This is a genomic window from Haloarcula argentinensis DSM 12282 (genome assembly GCA_000336895.1).
GTDB classification, from domain to species: Archaea; Halobacteriota; Halobacteria; order Halobacteriales; family Haloarculaceae; genus Haloarcula; species Haloarcula argentinensis.
On sequence record AOLX01000005.1, the window covers coordinates 166267 to 186988 of the forward strand.

Genomic DNA, 20722 nt, shown 5'->3' on the forward strand with positions numbered 1-20722 from the left:
TTTGTGGGTTCTCCGAGAAACGCCGACAACGGACCGATGGACGACCAACCCGGTACACCTCAAAATTCGGAGATTGTGACATTACTCGAACAAGGAGAGGAAGCTGGCGCACTGACAGCACTTGAGCGGCTTTCGACGGCCGGAGCGGCTGACCAACAGGCGTGCTTGCGGTCACTCAAAGCGGCCGCCGACAACCAGCCGGAACTGTTCGACGGCGTACTGACGTCGCTCACCGAGTTTTTGCAGAACAGCGAGCGACCAACACGGCTCACGACAGCGAAATTGTTTGTCACGGTCAGCAAAAGCACGCCGGACAGCGTGGTTCCGGTTGTCCCGACGCTTGCCAAGCGACTGGCGGATGAGTCGGAGTTCTACTACGTTCGCGCTCGGTGTGCAGAGGCGCTGGGCTACGTCGCCGTCGACCATCCCGATGCCGTCGTCTCGCCTGAGGTCGTGGCAGATCTGCGCATCGGCCTGGAGTTCGACAAACCAGAAGTAACGGAGAAATTGGCGAAGGCTCTGGCCCACGTCGCCCTGGGTAGTCCCGACAGGCTCCGCTATCAGGTCGACTCGCTCGCCGAGCATCTTCGAGCGGACAGTGAGCTGGTTCGATATCACCTGAGCACTGCGCTCGTCGTTATCGGCTCTGCGTGCCCCGAACAGCTTACAGACGCCAGGGAAGCACTCGTCTCGTGTCTCGAAGACGAAAGCAGATACGTCCGTGGGCGGGCGGCCGAAGCGCTGGGGTTGCTTGCCGGCACTGATAGCATGGAGGCGTTCCCGCAAGCACACCTCGAAAGGCTCGCCGTGGACGAGGAGTTTGTTGCAGAGCGAGCCCAGTTCGCTCTCTCCCGGTATCGCGGGGCAGAACCTGCTGAGGGCTTCGCGGGAATAGCCGCGAGAGATGCAATCCGCGCGCAGACAGCCGACATCGTCTCGGAAATCCGGACGCCGGAAGGCGATGGCGGGTGTCCACACTGCGGGCTTTCGCTCCCCAAATCCGGCCCCCCGCTGTGCCCGGGCTGTGGTACCCCATTGTGAGGAGACGGTCGGTTTTCCTGCAGTTCACGCAGAAATCGCATGTCGCAGTCTCTGGCAGGGCCACGGTTGCAGTACGTTATCTGGTGCTGCGTCGTCTCGTAGCGGTACACATCAGATATATCTACTTCCGTGGGAGACCGGACGTCGCCAGTGGACAGACCGACTCGGATAAGACAGATATATATCTAGTATTTCTATACTCAACCTCGGGACATATGTCTTGAGTCTACACCATTATAGATTTATATTTGATGAGGGGGCGGAGTTAGGGACCAATAGCCGCTGTTGTAGCTAGTTCGGCTGTCCTCACATAGCACCTTGCTATTCAAACCTGCTGTATGTTCTGCTATAGAGAACAGCACCGATTGACAGCAGTAGCCCTCACACGGTGGTGCTTGATCTCACAGTCAGTGCAAGGGAGGATAAAGTAAGCCACGACCCCTTGGCGAGATTGCGTCTGATGCCGAGATGACCGCGAACGAGCCTTTCAACGCATGAAGATCAGGCGTCGCCGGTAGCAGTGTGTAGCAGTGAGGTCGTTTGTCCACTTCGATGGCGGCTACAGATAGAATAGAATAACATTGGTACGTTCGGGTGAGATACCCACACACTGTTAGTAGCCGAACCGTTATACCCCGCAACCGTTGTGAGCGGATATGGACCTCTCAATCGTTGATATCTCTCCTGTCCCGAATGACGGAACTGCGACTGACGCGTATGCGAACACCGTCGACGCAGCCCAGCAGGCCGAACACCTCGGCTATTCCCGGTTCTGGGTGGCGGAACACCACGGGATGGGGAATAAGCTCGCCGGTACAACACCCGAGGTACTGCTCGGCAACCTCGCCGCCGAAACCGACTCGATCCGACTCGGATCGGGGGCAGTCCTGCTCAATCACTACAGTCCATTCAAAGTCGCAGAGCTGTTCGGCGCTCTCGACGCGCTTGCTCCGGGACGCATCGACGCGGGGCTTGGACGAGCCAACGGCTCTCCGGCCGTCGACCGCGCACTCGGGACGGACCGCCGTGTCCGGAACCCCGACGAAGACCACGCCGAAAAAATCGAAGCCGTCGTTTCGCACCTCTACGACGGCTACCCGGATGGACACGCGTACAGTGATATCGAAATCCCCCGTTCAGATGCGGAGACGCCCGTTCCGTGGGTTCTTGGATCGAGTCCGTCGAGCGCCGCGTTGGCCGGCGAACTCGGCCTGCGCTACTGTTTCGCTGCGTTCATTCGACCGGAGTTGGCCACCCGTTCGTTTGAGGAGTACCGGAACCACTTCGAATCCTCGCAGTTGGCCGGCGGCGTCGACGAGCCACAGGGAATGGTCGCGGTGAACGCGGTCTGTGCCGAGACCGACGAGGAAGCGGCGCGGCTCCGCGCCGTGGCCGAAGCGTCGTTCAAGCGGATGAAGCGAGGGGTCGTTGGCACGACTCCATCCGTCGAGGAAGCGATCGACGAACTCGGAGCGGTGCCCGAACCGACACCTGCCACGCTGGATGCCGGTGAGTGGCCACGAGCGATCTCCGGCAGTCCGGAGACACTCGATGCCCTCCTCGAACAGCTGTCTGATCGCGTCGGAGTCGACGAGGTGATGATCCAGCACGTCGTCGGCGACCACGCTGACGCGCTCCGCTCCCACGAGTTGCTCGCAGACGGTGTTGGCCTCACACCGCGCTAGCCCCTTCTACAGGAGAAGAACGAGAACATATCGCTGTTTTGCAGTCTCCGAGGGTCGTGTTGTACCAGGAAAACACCCGGATCGAAGAATACTACTTGATTTCAAGCACTTGTCTACCATATGTAGAGTCATATTGCTCCCATTTAGAAGGGAGTTCGCAGATAGTGCTCTTCGAACGAGTTATCCCCATTGAGATGTCAGTTATATAGTTCCAAACCCACCATAGCGGCGGTTTTCGAAAAACTACCGGCCTACAGCGGTTCCGAATACCGCCTGCTCGAACCAGCTTAGTCGTCAGAGACCGCCGGAGCGGTCGGGTCCGCGAGGTCGGTTTCGGACAACTCAGACACAGGCGACCACTCCAAGTCTTGCTCGTACTCGAAGGCGCTGTGGTCCTGCGTGGGGTCGATGACTGTGAGAGAGAGCCAGTTGTTATCGAGTAGGTTCGCCAGCTCCGGATGATCGGCGAGAACGTCGGTGACGCGGTCGACCGGCGCGTGGATGACCGTCGAGAGGCGGAGCGGCTGGTGGTACGGATCGTCGTCGGCAGCCATGAGCGACTGTAGCGGGAGGCCGGTCATCAGATCTCCGCCGTTGCCCTGGTAAACGCCCACGTTGCCGACGGGGTTGTGGGTCACCTTCGAGCCGCTGCCGTAGACAGCGTTGTCGACCATCGAGAAGTAGTACTGGGTGTTGATCCACTGCGTGACGACCATCGGTCCGGTAAGTATTGCTTCCAGGGCCTCACCGTCGGGATCAGTCGACCAGTCGTACGAGTGGAGGAAGGCGCGACCGTCGAGGTCGACACCGCTCGTCAGTTCGCGTGGGCCGATAACGAAGCCAGCGTTGCCAGCCAGGCCCCATTCGGGACGGGTCTCAGCCCAATCGGCGGCGCGGCGTTCCGTTTCGCTGACCCCAGACGACGCGTCGCCTCCCATCGATTCGGCACGCTCGGCGGCCGCGTTCTCGCGGGCGGTGGCGAGGTCAGCGCGCAACTGGTCGAGGTCGGCGGCGTGGCTCTCGGGCACGTCGCTGTCGTACAGTTCCACTTCGTCGGTCGTCGTGTTGTGTTCGCCGGCGAGGAAGACGGTGTCGTCGGGGATTTCGAAACCGCGGTCGCGGAGCGCGGCCCTGACCTCAGTGTCGTTGCAAATCGCCGCCAACACGCGGGCGTTCGGGCCGCCGGGGTTGCCGGCACAGGCACCACAGTCCAGACTCGAATCGTACGGGTTGTTTGTCGTCTCACTGGCGTGTCCGGTGAAAACGACGAGGCGACTGAATGTCTCCCAGCCCATCAGGTCGAAGGCCGTCGCGGCGTACTCGACCTTCTCGTCGGTCGTCAGCCCAACGGGCAAATCTCCGGTGTAGGTGTGCTGGTGGTGGACGAGCGGCTCACAGAACTCGTGTTCGTCGGGTGCTGAACTATCAGCCGCATTAAATAGATCACGCACGCGTCCGGGGACAAGTGTACGGGCCGCAAGCGCGAGGCCGTACCCGCTCCCGGCAGTCTCGACGAAGCCGTAGGCCGTGGCGGCGTTGGCCTCCAGCGTCTCGATAATTTCGTCGGCGGTCTCACGGATGCTCCATAAGCGGTCGTGGTTCTCGCGGGTGTCGTCATCGGTCGGAACGTCGGTGACGTGGTGTTGGGGGTCGAGAATTGGCGGGCAGGCGTCGACCGACACGTCGGCGTCGTAGCCCTGGTACTCCATCGGAATCCCGAAGAAGCCAGCGTACCCGTGGGTCTCGTAGTCGCCTGCAGCTTCGATGTGACGGCGGATGATCTCCGATCGGGTGTCGATACAGAAGACCAGCTGGGCGTCCGGACGGCCCGGGCTGTCGCCGGCGGTGTGTGACTGACTCTCCGAAGCGATAGTCTCGACGAGGTCATCGCGGTAGCTCGCCTCCCAGGCGCGCAGGAACGCCCCAGCGAGTTCGGCGGTCGGATCCGGATCGATGCTGCCGTTCGAGGGAGCGATATCAGCACCGACAGCATCTAGCAGGGCCAGACGGGCCGCGAGGTAGCCGTCCAGCGAAATCGGGTATGCCGACTGCCACGCGCTCTCGTCGTCGGCACGCTGTTTGATGAGTCCAGTCCAGCCCGGGAGGGCGGCCAGTTGCTCCTCGAAGATCGGTACCCACTGGCTCTCTGGGTACGACGCAAGCACTGTTTCGATGGCCTCGGTCGGCGTCTCCGGTAGATCGGTGATGAGCCCGTCATCGGGAATATCGCCGTCGTGTGCAGCCACGCCGCGGAAGGCGGTGTAGAACCCCGCTTCGCGGTTCGGCATCGACCAGTGAGCGCTCCCTTCGTCAAGGAACGCCGACAGCCACTTCGTCAGTACCTGGTCGACGCGGTCCGTGGCGGTGTCGGGATCGCTGTCCGGGGCATCGGTCACTTCGCCCATCCGGTCAAGCAGCGTCTCGGGATCGTTCTCGTAACCGGCCTCGGAGAGTTCCGCGTCGAGAATCTCTGGGTTTATCTGGCCGCGCTCCAGCGCTGCACGGAACGTCTCTGCGCTGGGGTAGCCACGGCCGCCCAGCAGGTCGGCCGCCTGTGTGACCGCCTCACTGAACGGCTGGTCCTCGAACCCCGCGAGGGGGTTAGCCGTCACGAACGAGTGGATGGGCCAAATGGAACCGACAGTGGTGGCTGCGGTGTCGATACTGTCGTGGATAGTGGATTCAGTACTCATTGTAGTCCTCCGTCGTGGTCAGCACAGTGTCGGCTGCCGGCTGGCCGGCGTTCAGCAACGCCACGTAGAGACGCTGGCTACGCTCGTGGATTCCGGTCTCGATGCCGATGTAGATGCCGACGAAGAAGACGGCGATGATGCCATGGAGCAGCGTCAGTTCGGTCGTTGCGGGGCTGACCGGCATGAGACCCGAGACGCCGGAATAGACAACAGCATAGATGACGATGGCCGGGAAGAAGACTACCGGGACGGCCCCGTAGCGGGCCACCGTCGGAAGCGAAGTGTGCTGGACGGCGTTGCGGGCCGCGTGGAGCGTCGTGAATACCACGAAGAAGGTCAACAGGAGCCCGCTGTCGATATGTGTTCCCTTCCCTGTCAGCACTGTAAACACCGCGCCGCCTGCGAGCGCGGTCAGCAGTGTGACGACGACGCCAACGATGCTCGCCGTCGTTCCGATCGTGTGCGGCGTTCCCTCACTCGGGCTGGTATGTTCGACCTGTCCGCCGGCACTGAGGAACTGGTAGGCCTTGTAGAAGCCGTGCAGGATGAGGTGGGTAATAGCAGCCCCGAAGAAGCCGAGACCGGCCTGCATGATCATGAATCCCATCTGGCCGACCGTCGAACAGCCGAGTTTGCCCTTGATGTCCGTCTGAACCGATTTCAGGAGTTTCCCGCCGATGGCGCTGGCACCGCCGACGCCGACGATTGCGAGCATGAGAGCGGGGTCGACGGTGATGACTGGCGCGAAACGAGTCAGCAGAATGCCGCCAGCGTTGACGAACCCGGCGTGCATCAGGGCTGAGGCAGGCGTCGGGGCAGTCATCGAGGAGAGGAGCCAGCCGTGGAACGGGACCAGAGCGGACTGAATCATCGCCGCGAGCACGAGTGCGCCTGCGGCGACCAGCCACACCGGGCCACCGAGTGAGTCGGCGGCCGCCGTAATTCCGGAAACCGTTGTCGCACCGGTCGCCCACCACAGTGCCGTCAGCGCGACACCGAGAAGCGTGCTACTGGCGATGAAGTACTTGCGAGCGACCGTCGCAGCCGCCTGTGCCTGGTCCCAGCCGCGGACGATACCGATGAGTTTCGCCATCAGTAGCCCCATCGCAAGCCACAGCGCCCCGAACAGGGCGAGGTGGTCAGCCGCGACCAGCCCCATCACGACCACGGTGAAGCCGAACACGGTGGACAAAAAGGGCGTTTTGAGGCGACTGCCCGCCAGATAGCGGCGCGAATAGCTGTGAACGATACCGCTGAAGAAGGTAACGACCACCCACATCAGGACGGTCAGCCCATCAACGGCAACCGCGCCGGGTATCTCCCAGACGAACCCGGTTCGGACCCGGACAGCAAGCACAGCAATGCTCGCGGCAAACATCGACCACACGAGCCATGTGAGTGCGACGGGCACGAGCGGCGAGTCGGCCGTCGTGTCCGGGAGTGATCCAACCGTCTTTGCTGAGTTGTGTCCTGACATCGTTGTTCGTGACCAATCACGGAATGTGATTGACCGGTTCTGGTTGTCTTCACCTCTAGTGCGAACGGACTGGTTATTAAATCCTTCTATACTACCAATTTGTTCCCGAAATAGTAGATTATAGAACGTTATGTTTCTTCGCTGTCGCTCCGTGGGAACTTACTTTCAGAGTGATTCGCGGGGGCTTCGTGGCCTCTATCGGCAAAATCCATCGACAGCGGGTCCTTGATCACACGCACACACAGTGGGATATCAGAGAGTCGTCGCGTGTTGAGCGGGGGCGATATTACCAGCCCGTTCGATGAAGTCGCTCGAAAATCAGATCGGTATGGAAACCGAGGCAGTCACTTCGACGACTTGGCCGGCCGTGTCGTCCCTGGGAACGCAGGTGTCCGGGACACGATCCTGCGACAGCAGCCCGTCCTCAGCTAACTCTCGTTCCCGGAATCGAACTTACCGAAAGGCGTCGTCTCGTGGCTCCGGACGAGTACTTCGTCGGCCACCGTCAAGCCCATATCGAGAAGTGCCTGCGCGACGGGGGTGATATCGCTATCCGATTCACCGACAGCCGTCACGAGGAGGTTTTCCTCGCCGGTGACCAGTTCCTGAACCGATACCACACCGTCGATATCGAGGATTTCGGGGATCAAATCGCCTCGCTCGGGGATCGATGCAGTGCAGTAGAGCAACATTCGGAGCGGGTAGCCCGCCTGCTGATAGTCGACATCAGCACTGTAGCCTTTGATGACCTCGCTAGACTCGAGATGATTGATGCGCTTGCGGACGGTACTGTCGGACGTATCGGTTCGCTCTGCAATGTCCCCGGACGACATGTTTCGAGCATCCTCCTGTAATGCGTACAGAATTGCCCTGTCCACGTCGTCGATTTCCTCGTCAGCCATACTAGTGTGTCCACAGCAAGGACACTTTACTGTTGTACGTTCCCCCGATACCCCTATTGTGGCTGTTCCAACGGCGAGAATGGGGCGGTCGCTCTTGACACGGCTATCAATCGATGGCTCAGAACTGATGGCTCAGAACCGATTCGAGAGGACGGCACAGGGGTCGTTTTGTCTATGAGCAGGTCTGCAATGAAAGCCGAGCAAGCGACCAGCAATTGAGATATCCGGCCGAAATCTGTACAAGGGTTGGTTTTCAGGCGCGCCTAAATTCCGAAGCAGTTATATATTTTTAGGCTGGCCTAACATTTATGTCGAGAGATGACACGAGCCACGAGGCCCCGACAAGACGTGACTACGTGAAGTATAGCGGCGTGGTGGTGGGTGGCGGCTTACTAGCGGGCTGTGGAGACCAGTCCGGTTCAGAATCAGTTCCGACCCAGACGGGCACAGGAGGGCGATCAGCCTCAAAGGCTGAACCGACGGCTGCTGGCGACGGATACGCGGTTACAATGTCGCCCATGGGAACTGTCGAGTTCGAAGCGGTTCCCCAGGATGTATTCACGATACTGGGTCACCACGTGGACATGCTGGTCGCACTCGGTCGAGGCGACGCGATCAACGCGATGCACGCGCCCGAATACCACCAATCGCTGTATCGGAAGTTCTTCCACCGACTTGAGGGAGTCTCGATCGACTGGGAGGGGCTGTACTCTTCGTGGCCACCGTCAAAGGAGAAACTGTACGAACTCGATAGCGATATCCATATAGCGGACCCAGCGAAGGTTGCCACAGCCGAGGGATGGGACGACAGTAGCCTCCAGGAGATACGCTCGAACATTGGCCCGTGGTTCGGGAACACGCTCAGCGGCACTCACCAGAAACCGCCAGCAGGCTGGGCCGATGCGTACGAATACCAGACGCTCTGGGAAATCTTCGGAAAGATCGCGCAGGTGTTTCGCGAGTGCGACCGATACGAGACACTCACATCAATTCGCGAATCGATGATGCAGACTATCAGGGCGGGCCTTCCGTCGGAACGTGAGCGGCCGAGCGCGGCCTTGGTCCTGTTCTCCACATCCGACGAGAGAATCTGGGGGTATAAAATGAACCACCCGGGATACTACGCTGCCCACACTCGCCCGCTGGGTGCTACCGATGCACTAGCTGATGCTGTCGGTGACGGGTATGGTGACGACGGACGGAACATCACGCTCGACACCGAACTGCTTCTCGAAGCCGATCCGGACGTGCTGCTCGTTCTCGGGCCGATGGCGGGGTCGCACAATCTCGCCGAGATACGGTCGCAATTGGAAAACGACGAGGTGACGAGAGAGATCACCGCTGTGCAAGAGGGACGGATATATGCACAAGGTGCCCGTCGGCAGGGTCCAATCCTGAACCTGTTCCAGACGGAGATGACCGCGAAACAACTGTACCCCGACCAGTTCGGCGAGTGGCCGGGGTATGTCGACGGGGATCCGTACCCCGAAATCCCCGTCGAGGAACAGCTGTTCGATCGCCGGCGGGTCGCTGACATAATCACAGGTGAGGAACAGTGACTGACGCCGATAGATCAACGCTTGAACGGCCGACACGCAGAGATTATATCAAGGGTGGCGGGCTGATTGTGGGCGGCAGTTTGCTCGCCGGGTGTTCGAGCAATTCCGCCACGGACTCTACCGCGACTGAGTCAACAGAGACCACAACGCCGACTGAGATTAACTCATACACCGTCACCATGGAGCCGGTGGGCGACGTTACGTTCCAGACGGTTCCCGAGCGATGGCTTCCCTACGGTGGTGCCTACGCTGATATGGGCGTGGCCCTCGGGCAGGCCGATGGCCTCACAGGTATCGGCGGAGCGGACCGCTACTACACGTACGTCTACGATGAGCTTCCCGGTGTTTCCGTCGACCAAGAGACGATTGACGCGAACCCGGAGGTCCGGACGAAAGAGGAGTTTTACGAACTCGACAGCGACGTGCACCTCTACGACCCACAGATGCTCGTCAACTGGTTCGACTGGTCACAGTCGGACGTCGACGAGATCGCCGAGAACGTCGCTCCGCTCGTCGGGAATCTGATCTTCCGGCGCTCCGATGAATGGCACGACTACCGGTATTACACGCTGTATCAAGCCTTCGAGAAGGTCGCGGAGGTCTTCCAAGAACAGGCCCGGTACGAGGCGTTCAAACAGTTACACGACGAATACATCGCGGACCTGCAGAGTCAGCTCCCGCCAACTGAGGAGCGTCCGAACGTCCTTCTTACGTTCGAGGGCACCGACGAACCGGAGTCGTTCTCGCCCTATCGCCTGAACGACAAGGGTACGAGCAAGAAACAGTGGCGTGACCTCGGCGTTACTGATGCGCTTGCCGGCACCGACATTGAGAACCTCAGTACGACCAACCGGGGCGAGTACGACTATGAAACCCTTCTAGCGGTCGATCCAGACGTTATCCTCGTCCGCGGCCACGAGCGAAAATCTGCGACCGAGTTCCGGGAGACCGTCCTGCAGTTCATGCAGGACCACACCGTCGGCAGTCAACTGACCGCGGTACAGAACGGACGCGTGTATCGCGGTGGCTACCTCCGCCAGGGTCCGATTCACAATTTCTTTTTGACCGAACGGGCGGCTCAGCAGCTGTATCCCGATATCTTCGGCGACGTGACCTCCGACACCGAACTCTTCGACCGACAGCAAATTGCCAATATCGTCACGGGTGATTTCGAGTGACTGATCGAGACGGAGCGTCGTTCGAACGACCGACGCGGAGAGAAATTGTCAAAGGGAGCGGGGCACTCGCTCTCGGTGGATTACTCGCCGGATGTTCGGGCGACAGCAATCAGGGATCTTCGGAGATTGGGACCGGCGACAGTACCACAGATACCGGAGCGGGCCGTACTGAGACCGGTCCAGCGACTTCCGACGGGTCGTATTCAGTGACGATGGAGCCAGTCGGCACCGTCGAATTCGAAACGGTACCCGAGACGATTGCCCCGTTTACCGCGGACTACATCGATATGCTGGTCGCGCTCGGTCACGGCGACGCAGTACAGTCGATTTGGTACCGTGGACGGTACAAAACGCTGCACTACGCGGAACTTGATGGGGTATCCATCGATCTTGACGGGCTCACACAGCTCTGGAACGACGGCGTCTCGAAAGAACCGTTCTACGAGATGGACGCGGACCTGCACCTCATCGATCCCAACGCGCTTATCGACTGGCTTGGGGCGTGGAATCAGTCGGACCTCACAGAGATTCGGGAGAACGTCGCACCGTTTCTCGGGAACCTCATCTTCCGACAGACTGACGAATGGCACGACTACCAGTACTACAGTCTTTACGAGGCCTTCGAGAAGGTGGCTGAAATGGTTCAGGAACGGGCGCGCTTCGAGGCGATCCGCTCGATACATGACGAGCTAGTCGAAACGGTGCAGACTCGGCTCCCAGCACCGGAGCAGCGACCGAACGCCGCGCTCATGTTCGCCGGCGAGGAACCGGAAGCGTTCACGCCGTATCGGATCAGCGGGAATGGAGCCAACAAGGAGCACTTCCAAACGCTCGGAATTTCCGACACGTTCTCGGACACCGGAATCGAGGGGTACTCCGGCTCTGAATCACTCGATTACGAGACGTTGCTGGAGATAGATCCGGACTCACTCCTTCTGCGATACCATCGCGAAGGGAAGACCCGTGAGGAGTTCGAGAACTCAGTACTCGCCTATATGAAAGACCACGAAGTGGGCAGTCGGTTGCGGGCCGTCCAGAATGACAGGGTGTTTCGCGGCGGCCCGATCTACACCGGCCCGCTGCATAACCTATTCATGATCGAACGGTACGCGAAGCGGTACTTCCCCGAGGAGTTCACAGAGGCGCACCTGTTCGACCGGGAGCACCTCGCGACAATTATCAACGACGGTAGAGACGAATAGCGGCACCGTTTTCTGGCACAACCTGCCACAGGTATCTCTCAGTGACTCCGCTGTCGTGCGAAAAGACTTGGAAAGACTTTTACACAGATTCGAGTCAATTTTACATAGATGTCCACAGCCACCATACGAAACGTCCTCCGCGGTGACGGCGACCGGTTCGTCTACGTCGTCTCCGCGTTAGCCGCGCTGAACGGACTGCTGTTCGGGTTCGACACCGGGATCATCTCGGGCGCGTTCCTGTTCATCCAGGACTCGTTCGTCATGTCGCCGCTGGTCGAGGGGATCATCGTCAGTGGCGCGATGGCCGGGGCCGCAGCCGGTGCGGCCGTTGGCGGCCAGTTGGCCGACCGCCTCGGTCGCCGTCGCCTCATCCTCATCGCGGCTATCGTGTTCTTTGTCGGATCGTTCACGATGGCCGTCGCGCCGACCGTCCCCGTCCTCGTCGCTGGTCGGCTTATCGACGGCGTCGCTATCGGCTTCGCGTCGATTGTCGGCCCACTGTACATCTCAGAGATCGCGCCGCCGCACATTCGCGGCGGGCTTACCTCGCTCAATCAGCTCATGGTGACCACCGGAATCCTGCTCTCGTATTTCGTCAACTACGCGTTCGCCGACGCGGGTGCGTGGCGCTGGATGCTCGGTGCCGGGATGGTCCCGGCCGTCGTGCTTGCTATTGGTATTCTGAAAATGCCCGAGAGCCCACGCTGGCTGTTCGAACACGGGCGGAACGACGAGGCCAGAGCCGTCCTCAAGCGGACGCGATCCAGTGGCGTCGAGCAGGAGCTCGACGAGATCGAGGAGACCGTTGAGACACAGTCCGAAACCGGCGTCCGGGATCTGCTGGCTCCGTGGCTCCGCCCAGCGCTCGTGGTCGGGCTCGGACTCGCCGTGTTCCAGCAGATCACCGGTATCAACGCGGTCATCTACTACGCCCCGACAATTCTCGAGTCCACTGGCCTCGGAAGTGTGGCCTCGATCCTTGCAACAGTCGGTATCGGGACAATTAACGTCGTGATGACGGTCGTGGCGATCATGCTCGTCGACCGCGTCGGTCGACGCCGACTCCTGCTTGTCGGTGTCGGTGGAATGGTTGCAACCCTCGCCGTCCTCGGTACTGTTTTCTACCTCCCCGGCCTCGGCGGGGGCCTCGGCATCATCGCCACGATCAGTCTGATGCTGTTCGTGTCCTTCTTCGCGATCGGTCTCGGCCCGGTCTTCTGGCTCCTGATATCAGAGATATACCCGCTTTCCGTTCGTGGCTCGGCGATGGGTGTCGTCACTGTCGCCAACTGGGGTGCGAATCTCCTCGTGTCGCTGACGTTCCCCGTTCTGACTGACGGCGTCGGAACCTCTGCGACGTTCTGGCTGTTCGGCCTCTGTAGCCTCGTAGGGCTGTTGTTTGTCTACCGCTACGTCCCCGAAACCAAGGGTCGGACGCTGGAGGCAATCGAAGACGACCTCCGGCAGAACATCTCGTTGGCTGACTGAGCCGGCCATCGGAACGACTGGCGAATCCACCGCTCTTGCTGTTTACACTCCGAGACGGTCTAACGCACTATCGAGTCTCGGGAGTCCGTCTTCGCCGAAAAACCGGACGTTCTCAAGCGCGTGGAAAGCGACATACACGTCCCGCCGTTCCCCGAAGTACCCCTCAGGGATATCGCGGTGACGACGGTATTCATCGAAAAATGCGTCACCGATCGAGTCCAGTCGGTCGGCGTACGCAAGGTCAACTTCAGCGTGGCCGAAATATATCGCTGGATCGAGGACGGCCCGAACGGTTCCGTCAGCCACAACAGCGTTTCCGGGGTGGATATCGCCGTGCAGCAACGACGGCGTGGTCGGTTCGACGAGACGAGTATCAAGCGTTTCCGCCAGTCGCTGTACTCGATCGAACTCGGTGGCTGGCAAGGTTCCATCGTTCCGTGCAGCCGTTGCGAACGGGAGTAGCCGCCGTTCGCGGAAGAAGTCGATCCACGACTCAGTCCACGGGTTCGACTGACTGAACGGCCCCGAGAGGGTATCGAACGGAAAACCGAACGCGTCGGCCGAGATGTCGTGGAGAGCCGCGACGTGTCGCGCGAGGTTGCGTTCGGCCCGCTCGTCGAATCGGCCGTCTCCTCGGATGAACGACAGCACGAGCAGTTCCGGTTCGATGTGGAGGACGTCCGGAACGGGGAGGGGCGTGTCACGGTCGAGATACTGAAGCATTGCCGCCTCGATTCCGAGCGGTGAGTCGTCGACTTTCACCGCCACGTCAGGGTGGTCGCGAAACGACACACAGTAGACCGACCCGACTTCCCCGCCGTCGAGTGTCACTGCGCTTTGAGCATCGGCGTCCAGTACGCTCGAAACCCGCTGTAGCGCTGTTGCCGGCATCTGTTCCGCGCCCGTCCCCTCGTTCATATTCGGCGTACGAGAGGAGGTCCAATAGATCTGTTTGTCTGCTGCCTCGACAGCGAAAACAAAGCGATTCTGAATGTAAACTCCCGGGAACAGCAGTGCTCGAAGCAACTAGTGACGCTACACGGACCGGTCAGTGCTGTCACCGAACTGCACGACGAGTCGTTCCGTGGCGAGGGCATACACTGTCATCTCCGTTCCCTTCTCCGAGTACCACGTTTCGGCGGGTTCGATAAGGTCAGCGTCACAGAGACGGTCGAGGTGATAGGAGACGCTCTGGAGCGAGCGGTCCACTGCGTCGGCGATATCCGATGCGGTCCGCGGTTCGTTCCTGACCGCCCCCAGTATCTCCTGGGCGGCCTCTGACGAGAGAATCTGAAGGACGTCAGTCGGTTCGGTACCGTTGACTACGACGTTCGTCTGTTCACGGGGTGCATAGTCAACCGGCGGGTGATGGGGGAAGACGCTTGCCATGGGTTGTAGGGAGGTCGCTTCTGTTTGTTCGGCTCAATCCGAACAAACCAATCAAACAATTTAATACTTACGGAAGCAATAGCCGGGAATATGACACAGCAGGACACGCGGCAAACAGGGCAGCCAGTTCGGATGCATGAGTGATGATGACAGCGCGGTTGCACGCGAGCGCGTCATCGAATCGATGGAGCAATCGGCCGAGGTGTACGGCCTCAGCCGAAGTGCTGGGCGCATCTACGGCGTGCTGTACTTCGCATCGGGGACCCTCTCCATCCCAGAGCTCGTCGAAGAAACTGGCTACGCGAAATCAACGGTGAGTAACGTCACGCGGACGCTATCGCGAATCGGACTCATCCACCGCAGGTCGTCTACAGGCGGCGGCAGACGCGTCCAGTTCGAGGCCGAACGCGAGGTCTGGTTCATCCTGCAGGACGTGTTCCAGCAATACATCCAGCGGGAAGTCCAGACGACGCTCCGGACCATCCGCCGAGCGGAAGAGCAAGTGCCGGCAGATGCTCGCGAGCAAGAGCCCATTCAGAACCTCCGCGAGACGTACGAAGACCTAGAAGAGATCGTACAGCTCGCGTCGGAGTACTCGGCTGCCGAACTCCGCGAGGCGCTTGAGACCTACGAACAGTAGTCAATGCGTTACCAGTAGACGGTGTAGGTACACGCATCGTCCCCGTTCCGCCGACACGTGTCGCCTGTCTCCTCGATAAAGACGAACGCGTCAACCGGTGCGTACTGTTGGGCGACCCCACGGATGAGGCCACGGTCGAACGGGCACGGATACGGGTTTTCACACACCACCTCGCCGGTCCGTTCGTCAACAGATTCGAAGCGGTACTGCCCGATGTCCCCGCCACGGTGATTGCGCTGGTAGGCCTTGTCTATCGACTGGAGCCCCTCCGGAACAGTCTCAAAATCGTTCGGCCAGTCCGCGACGCTCGGGATCTGTTCGCCCAGCCGGTCGAGGACGTGCGGTTGCAGGTCATCGGCAATCGTCTCGAACGCGTTCAGCCAGGCCTGCTGTGGGTACCACTCGTCAGCCGCCGGTTCGGTGATCCCCTCCGCAGCGAGCGCTGCTAGCGCCCGTTCCCGGTACTCGTCTGAGAACTTCCCCATCGCCACCTCGACTATCGTGAGTACCGTTTGCCCGTTGATTTCGACGGCCGGGTCAAACGCGTCGTAGGATGCCATTCTGTCCAAGCGTTCGCAGGGAGAGAAATAAAAACCGTCCATACACACGGGAGACGTGACACTTTCAGCCCGTGGAGGGTGAAGCCGACATCAGTGTTCTACTTTACTGCCTGCAGCCTCAGTCTCTATAGCGCTTAGTCTTCATTCTTGTACGGTTCGCCGAGGGCTGACGCCCCCGTACAAATCGTACACAGGAGCCCTTCGCTACGACGAGTCTTGTGACTGTCCGCTACGCTTCAGTACGGTCGTCGGTGACCCACGACGGCCGACTCACTGTCGTCTCGCCCGATTCGAACTCGAAGGAGAGATCGTATGTTTTCGGCGCATCTCCTGTCAGCCTAACCAGAGCGAGTTCTGCATACGTCCCTGCAGACTTCGTCAGGCCCCACGTAACTGTCGCAGAGCGAACGTCAGTCGTGTCACCGACGGTCCGGACCTGCCCCGTAGCCCCGGTGACGTGGTACGTTTCACTCCCCTCGTACCAGCCGTTTTGCGGCTTGTAGACGGTCGCGGCCTGAGCAGTGTCGGCTTCCCGTTCGTATGCGACGAGGTACAGGCTCCTGACGACGACCGACGCCGCTCCCGAGACCTCGTCGGCCAGATCGGTTGCGTCCTGCTTGACAATGAATGTGACAGCGTCGTCAGTCCGACTTTCTCGGAGGAGTTCCCGATCAGTATCACTCTGAATCTGGTCTCGCTGGCGGTCGTTACTACCGTCGTCCGCAACGATGATACGACTGTAGACCGGATCACCCGGCGCCGCCTGATACTGTTCAGTTTGGACAGCACCCTCGTCAATGAACAGGTAGCGGCCGCCATCAGCAGTCACAGCGCCCTCGAATTCGAGCGCTGTCTCACTATCTGCGACAATCGCTCCCGACGCCCGGTATTCGTCGGATTCCGGCACCGTGAATCGCTCGTCGACCGGGTTCTTCGAGTGGGGGTCGACAGTGGTGAACGGATACACAGCGGCGAAGACGAGCGCGAGACAGCATAGCGCCAGCACGCCGTTCAGTACCCTCGCAGTCCGACGGTCCATATCCCAGTCCCAATACTGACAAACAAAAGCCATTCGGAAACCGTGATGCGATCACTGGTGTTCGTTCGGATTATCGCAGCCGGGTGTATGCTACCCAGACGACGACAAGTCCCCCGACGATGATGACGAAGTCGATGGCGAGGTCGAAGAGGACGAACTCGAGCGGCAGCAGGTCGGCGTTCCGGGTAGCGAACAGACCGAGGACCAGAGCCAGTCCGACGAGCAGGACCGTCGGAACCCACACCTGTCGGCGGGAGAAGCTGACTGCGCCGACAACCGCAAGGCACAGTCCGACAAAGCCAGCGAACAACAGAAACTGTATCAGGAACGCGACGCCCAGACCGCCCCTGCTAACGACATCGAGTTGATAGTACTCCCCCTGGTACTGGATGTAGTAGATGCCCTCGTTGAGCGACGGTGCATCGGAGCCGCTCTCGAACTCCGGCGGTGAGTCACCATAGATTGCGACCTCGTGGTCGGAGTCAGCAAGTGTCTGCGATACCACGTCCTGAGCCTGTGGAGACAGCGACTCGAAGTCGTGGACGACGGGACCAGTGCCGAAGAGGAGGTTCTCACAGCCCCTGTCGCCAGTCACAGTCCCCCCGTCGTCCCTGGGGCTGCGGTCTGCATCAATACAGTAATACGTTCCATCGACCGCAACGATGGTCGGGCCGGAATCGGGACGGAACTCCGTGGCTGCGTCCAGTTCCGCCCCGGAAACTGCGGCTTCACCGGAGGTATTGTGTGCTGTCCTGACCAACACCTGACCACCATCTGAGAGTTCCCCGTACCGGTAGATATCGCGGTCAGGTTCGGAGATGGAGTACGTGTGCTGAGTCCGGGAGTAATCATAGATCTGGCCGCTAGCGAACAACACGATGCCGATGCCGGCCAGTATCAACAAGAGAGCCGGGACCTGATCGCGGGTAGGACGGGCAGGGACCATAGAGGTCGATTCTATATCGCTTTGTAAGTGCTTTGTCGCGCCGGTACGCAATGACCACCCTCACTCAATCGGCGTAGCCGGTTTTCCACCTCGGTCGCAGGCTACTTCTTCGGAAGGGTCGCGATGAACTCGTTCGGACCGATGCGGTCGACAGTGTAGCCCTCGGCGTCGAACGATTGTCGCTCCGCAGCCATCTGGTGATAGAGCGGCGTCGGTTCGTGGTCGTTGACTATCGTCAGTGCCTCTCCGCTGTCCAGTTCCTCGAACGCATCGAAGATCTTCGGGTGTCGCTTCGGCGGTGGAATCTCTCGAAGATCGAGTTGCTGTTCTGCCATGCGATCTATCGATCGCTAGCTACCGTGGAGAGCCTTTGTGCGAATATATTCAGGGCAGGACAGCGATAGCGATACTACGGGGCCCGTATTCGGTCACGTCGACCACGTTACTGATACATTTCGGTGGGTTGTGTTCTGTTCGTCGTCACAGACGACTGTCGTTGCAGTTCACGCCTGGTGGTACCGCGTCGACCACTTCGGTAACGACCGACGGTAAAGGCCGACACCGACAGCGCCCAAGACGCCACCAGACACACCGAGCGCAGCAAGCAGGGTCCCGGACAGCGGCGAGATGGCGAACCCGGCGATGAGGATCGGAACCAGTGGGAGGACCATTGCCGCGCCGAAAACAGCGAACAGGGCCGTATCGAAGAGGAACTCGTTCGGAGAGAGGCCGGTGAGATACACGGTGGTGCCGAAGATGTAGCAGGCGACGCCGACGAGTAGGACGGCCCCGACAACAGCATCGGCGAACGACCCGCCACGCCAGACGAGTGCGAGTGCGTAGAACGCGAGTCCGACCAGCGGGCCGAGCAGGAGGAACGCCCGGAACTTCCCCGCGAAAACGGCTTTCACAGAGAGTGGGTGGGCGAAATACAGGCTCACGTCGTCAGATTGGGTGAGCCAGTTGTAGGTCGTAAATCCCGAGAGCCCGAGAATCGCACCGAATGAGATACCAGTCGACGGCTGCACACCCGTGATCTGGCCGGCGAAATCGACCAGCGCGGCGGTGACACCGAACAGCACCGCCGCCGAGAAGAGGACTTTCCCGAACCCGCCTGCGCTCCGGTGGATGTCGAGCAGGCTCTTCGTCGCAACCGGGTCACCGATCCGTCGCCACCAGCGGCGAAAAGCCGGTTCGACCGTTCGGACGGGGCGGGGCGCGGTCGCATCAAAAGTAGTTGCACCCAGCAGAAAGACGCCGACGATACAGGTAACTGTCGTGCCGACCCGGAGGGGCGTCTGGGCGAGAAACAGGCCGTACGGGGTGTAGGAGACGAGATCAATACCGCTTGCCAGTGCTGCACCGACTGCAACAAGCGGGGCCGCAAGTAGCGCCAGTCCGGGAGCGCCACCGCCAGCGAGACCGAGGGCCGCAATCGTCGTTCCCATCCCGAGGACGAACGTCAGTGCCAGGGTCGTCCACAGAAGGGAGACAGTCTCAGCGATGAGGAGGGGCCCGGCGGCTCCTCGGACTGCAAGTACCGTTCCCAGAGAGATAGGCAGCAGAAACAGCACTGCGTAATAGACACTGTCCTTGACGACGAACAGTCCCAGCAGCGTGTTCTGCGATAGCGGGAGTGTGCGAGCAGAGAACACCAGCAGTGTCACATCACCGAGGAGGTTCCGGAGAGCATCCCGTCCCACAAAGCCGATCGACCCCGTGTGGAGCCCGAAGACGAACACCAGTGCGTGGAGACCGGCGAATACGGTTTTCGGCTCGGTCCCGGTAACAGCAAGAAGTTTGGCTGCACCACCAACGAGCAGACAAATGAATACCGGAAACAGGGAGAAGTGACTGCCGCGGAAGAGCCGGCTGTGGAGTCGCCACTCCTCACGGAGCATCTCGACGAACACCCTGCACGCCCGTCCGTCACTCATGTGTCAGCGGTTTAGCTCCCTGATCCACTGTTGCGTCGACGTTGTCCAGAAACACGTCGAGGAGCGTTACATCCGCATCGAGTTCCGCCGGCCGGACGTCGGCGACGAGGTCGCCGCCGTACATGATGCCGACCCGCGAACAGAGTTCGGCAGCGACATCTACGTCGTGCGTCGTGACGACGATCGTGTTGCCGGCGTCCCGGTACGAGCGTAGGAAACGCTTGACCCGCTCCTGCACGATCGGGTCGAGATTCGCCAGCGGTTCGTCGATGAACACGACAGCAGGCTCGTGGAAGAACGCGCCAGCGATCATCACTTTCTGCTGTTGGCCCCGCGAGAGGTCCGAGGACAGTGTGTCGAGCTTCTCGGTAAAGCTGAGTCGGTCGGCCCACGCCTCGGTCTGCGCTGTCACCGCGTCGTCGGGCATATCTCGGATCGCACCGACGAAGTCGAAGTACTCGCGTGGTGTCATGAAACTCGGCGGTGACTCCTTTTCGGGGAGAATCCCCGCTCGTTCGCGGACCGCTGTGGGCTGGGTTGCCGGATTGGCACCGAGTACCGCTGCCTGTCCACTATCCGGGCTGAGTTGCCCGGTGAGTATCTCCATCGTCGTGGTCTTGCCGGCCCCGTTCGGCCCAAGCAGTCCGAAGAACTCACCATCGTCGATGTTGAGCGAGAGGTCCGCTATCGCGGTCACGTCACCATACGACTTCCGGAGCGACTCGATCTCGATTGCTGTCACGGCGTTCTGCCTCCCATCGTGGTTCTGTCGGTATAAGTTGTTATACTAGATACGAACATTCCAGATAGTCCAAGAGTCGTTTCGTGGATTGTCCACTGCAACACGGCAAAAAGTTGAACAAGCACCTGTTTGGCTGGCTTTGCGGTCGCGACGACCTGAGCGACCGGATGGGAATGACATGCCTGCCGCCCGGCGCCCACACCGACGCCCCCGAAACTTGAATACGGCCGGCATAACGGACACG

Annotated in this window: 18 protein-coding genes; 7 read left to right on the forward strand and 11 right to left on the reverse strand. The window is 60.3% G+C overall.

All coding sequences use genetic code 11. The features are described from left to right. Positions 1-36 precede the first annotated feature (36 nt). Positions 37-1041, forward strand: coding sequence for a HEAT repeat domain-containing protein (locus C443_RS01430; protein WP_005533089.1), 1005 nt, complete (start codon positions 37-39; stop codon positions 1039-1041). A gap of 656 nt (positions 1042-1697) precedes the next feature. After that, entirely contained in the window at positions 1698-2726 is a 1029-nt protein-coding gene (locus C443_RS01435; protein WP_005533091.1) for an LLM class flavin-dependent oxidoreductase, read from the forward strand. Between the two features lie 287 nt (positions 2727-3013). Here the strand turns inward: C443_RS01435 and C443_RS01440 are convergent, their stop codons facing one another. From C443_RS01440 to C443_RS01450, 3 genes are all read right to left on the reverse strand, one after another. Further along, on the reverse strand, positions 3014-5419 hold the full coding sequence (locus C443_RS01440; protein ID WP_005533092.1) for a DUF2309 domain-containing protein: 2406 nt from the start codon (positions 5417-5419) through the stop codon (positions 3014-3016). Beyond that, positions 5409-6896, reverse strand: a complete 1488-nt coding sequence (locus C443_RS01445; RefSeq protein ID WP_005533094.1) for a proton-conducting transporter transmembrane domain-containing protein — start codon at positions 6894-6896, stop codon at positions 5409-5411. Before C443_RS01445 ends, C443_RS01440 begins: the two co-directional genes overlap by 11 nt. Positions 6897-7324: 428 nt before the next feature. Then, positions 7325-7798: an Lrp/AsnC family transcriptional regulator gene (locus C443_RS01450; protein ID WP_005533096.1), complete on the reverse strand. Its 474-nt coding sequence runs from the start codon at positions 7796-7798 to the stop codon at positions 7325-7327. 518 nt (positions 7799-8316) lie between these two features. Here C443_RS01450 and C443_RS01455 point away from each other — a divergent pair. The 4 genes from C443_RS01455 to C443_RS01470 all read left to right on the forward strand — a co-directional run bounded on the left by C443_RS01455 (position 8317) and on the right by C443_RS01470 (position 13225). After that, complete coding sequence (locus C443_RS01455; RefSeq protein ID WP_005533098.1) at positions 8317-9357, forward strand: ABC transporter substrate-binding protein; 1041 nt, start codon at positions 8317-8319, stop codon at positions 9355-9357. Next, positions 9354-10535: an ABC transporter substrate-binding protein gene (locus C443_RS01460; protein ID WP_005533100.1), complete on the forward strand. Its 1182-nt coding sequence runs from the start codon at positions 9354-9356 to the stop codon at positions 10533-10535. Before C443_RS01455 ends, C443_RS01460 begins: the two co-directional genes overlap by 4 nt. Next, entirely contained in the window at positions 10532-11737 is a 1206-nt protein-coding gene (locus tag C443_RS01465; RefSeq protein ID WP_005533102.1) for an ABC transporter substrate-binding protein, read from the forward strand. Before C443_RS01460 ends, C443_RS01465 begins: the two co-directional genes overlap by 4 nt. A 108-nt stretch (positions 11738-11845) precedes the next feature. Next, positions 11846-13225 carry a sugar porter family MFS transporter gene (locus tag C443_RS01470; protein WP_005533104.1) on the forward strand — a complete coding sequence of 460 codons (1380 nt, stop codon included), beginning with the start codon at positions 11846-11848 and terminating at the stop codon, positions 13223-13225. Positions 13226-13267: 42 nt separating this feature from the next. Here the strand turns inward: C443_RS01470 and C443_RS01475 are convergent, their stop codons facing one another. Next, complete coding sequence (locus C443_RS01475) at positions 13268-14143, reverse strand: fructosamine kinase family protein (RefSeq protein ID WP_005533106.1); 876 nt, start codon at positions 14141-14143, stop codon at positions 13268-13270. Between the two features lie 117 nt (positions 14144-14260). Continuing rightward, complete coding sequence (locus C443_RS01480) at positions 14261-14614, reverse strand: ArsR/SmtB family transcription factor (protein ID WP_005533108.1); 354 nt, start codon at positions 14612-14614, stop codon at positions 14261-14263. A 136-nt stretch (positions 14615-14750) separates the two neighbouring features. Between C443_RS01480 and C443_RS01485 the strand changes: the two genes are divergently transcribed. Further along, positions 14751-15254, forward strand: coding sequence for a GbsR/MarR family transcriptional regulator (locus C443_RS01485; RefSeq protein ID WP_005533109.1), 504 nt, complete (start codon positions 14751-14753; stop codon positions 15252-15254). An 8-nt stretch (positions 15255-15262) separates the two neighbouring features. Here the strand turns inward: C443_RS01485 and C443_RS01490 are convergent, their stop codons facing one another. From C443_RS01490 to C443_RS01515, 6 genes are all read right to left on the reverse strand, one after another. Further along, a complete protein-coding gene (locus C443_RS01490; protein ID WP_005533111.1) occupies positions 15263-15814 on the reverse strand; it encodes a hypothetical protein in 552 nt (183 codons plus the stop codon). 229 nt (positions 15815-16043) lie between these two features. Next, positions 16044-16853, reverse strand: a complete 810-nt coding sequence (locus tag C443_RS01495; protein ID WP_005533112.1) for a hypothetical protein — start codon at positions 16851-16853, stop codon at positions 16044-16046. 70 nt (positions 16854-16923) lie between these two features. Further along, positions 16924-17799, reverse strand: coding sequence for a hypothetical protein (locus C443_RS01500; protein WP_049943814.1), 876 nt, complete (start codon positions 17797-17799; stop codon positions 16924-16926). 101 nt (positions 17800-17900) lie between these two features. Next, on the reverse strand, positions 17901-18134 hold the full coding sequence (locus C443_RS01505; protein ID WP_005533117.1) for a DUF2249 domain-containing protein: 234 nt from the start codon (positions 18132-18134) through the stop codon (positions 17901-17903). A 168-nt stretch (positions 18135-18302) separates the two neighbouring features. Then, positions 18303-19736 carry a hypothetical protein gene (locus C443_RS01510; protein ID WP_049943815.1) on the reverse strand — a complete coding sequence of 478 codons (1434 nt, stop codon included), beginning with the start codon at positions 19734-19736 and terminating at the stop codon, positions 18303-18305. Further along, positions 19729-20478 carry an ABC transporter ATP-binding protein gene (locus C443_RS01515; RefSeq protein WP_005533121.1) on the reverse strand — a complete coding sequence of 250 codons (750 nt, stop codon included), beginning with the start codon at positions 20476-20478 and terminating at the stop codon, positions 19729-19731. Before C443_RS01515 ends, C443_RS01510 begins: the two co-directional genes overlap by 8 nt. Positions 20479-20722 lie beyond the last annotated feature (244 nt).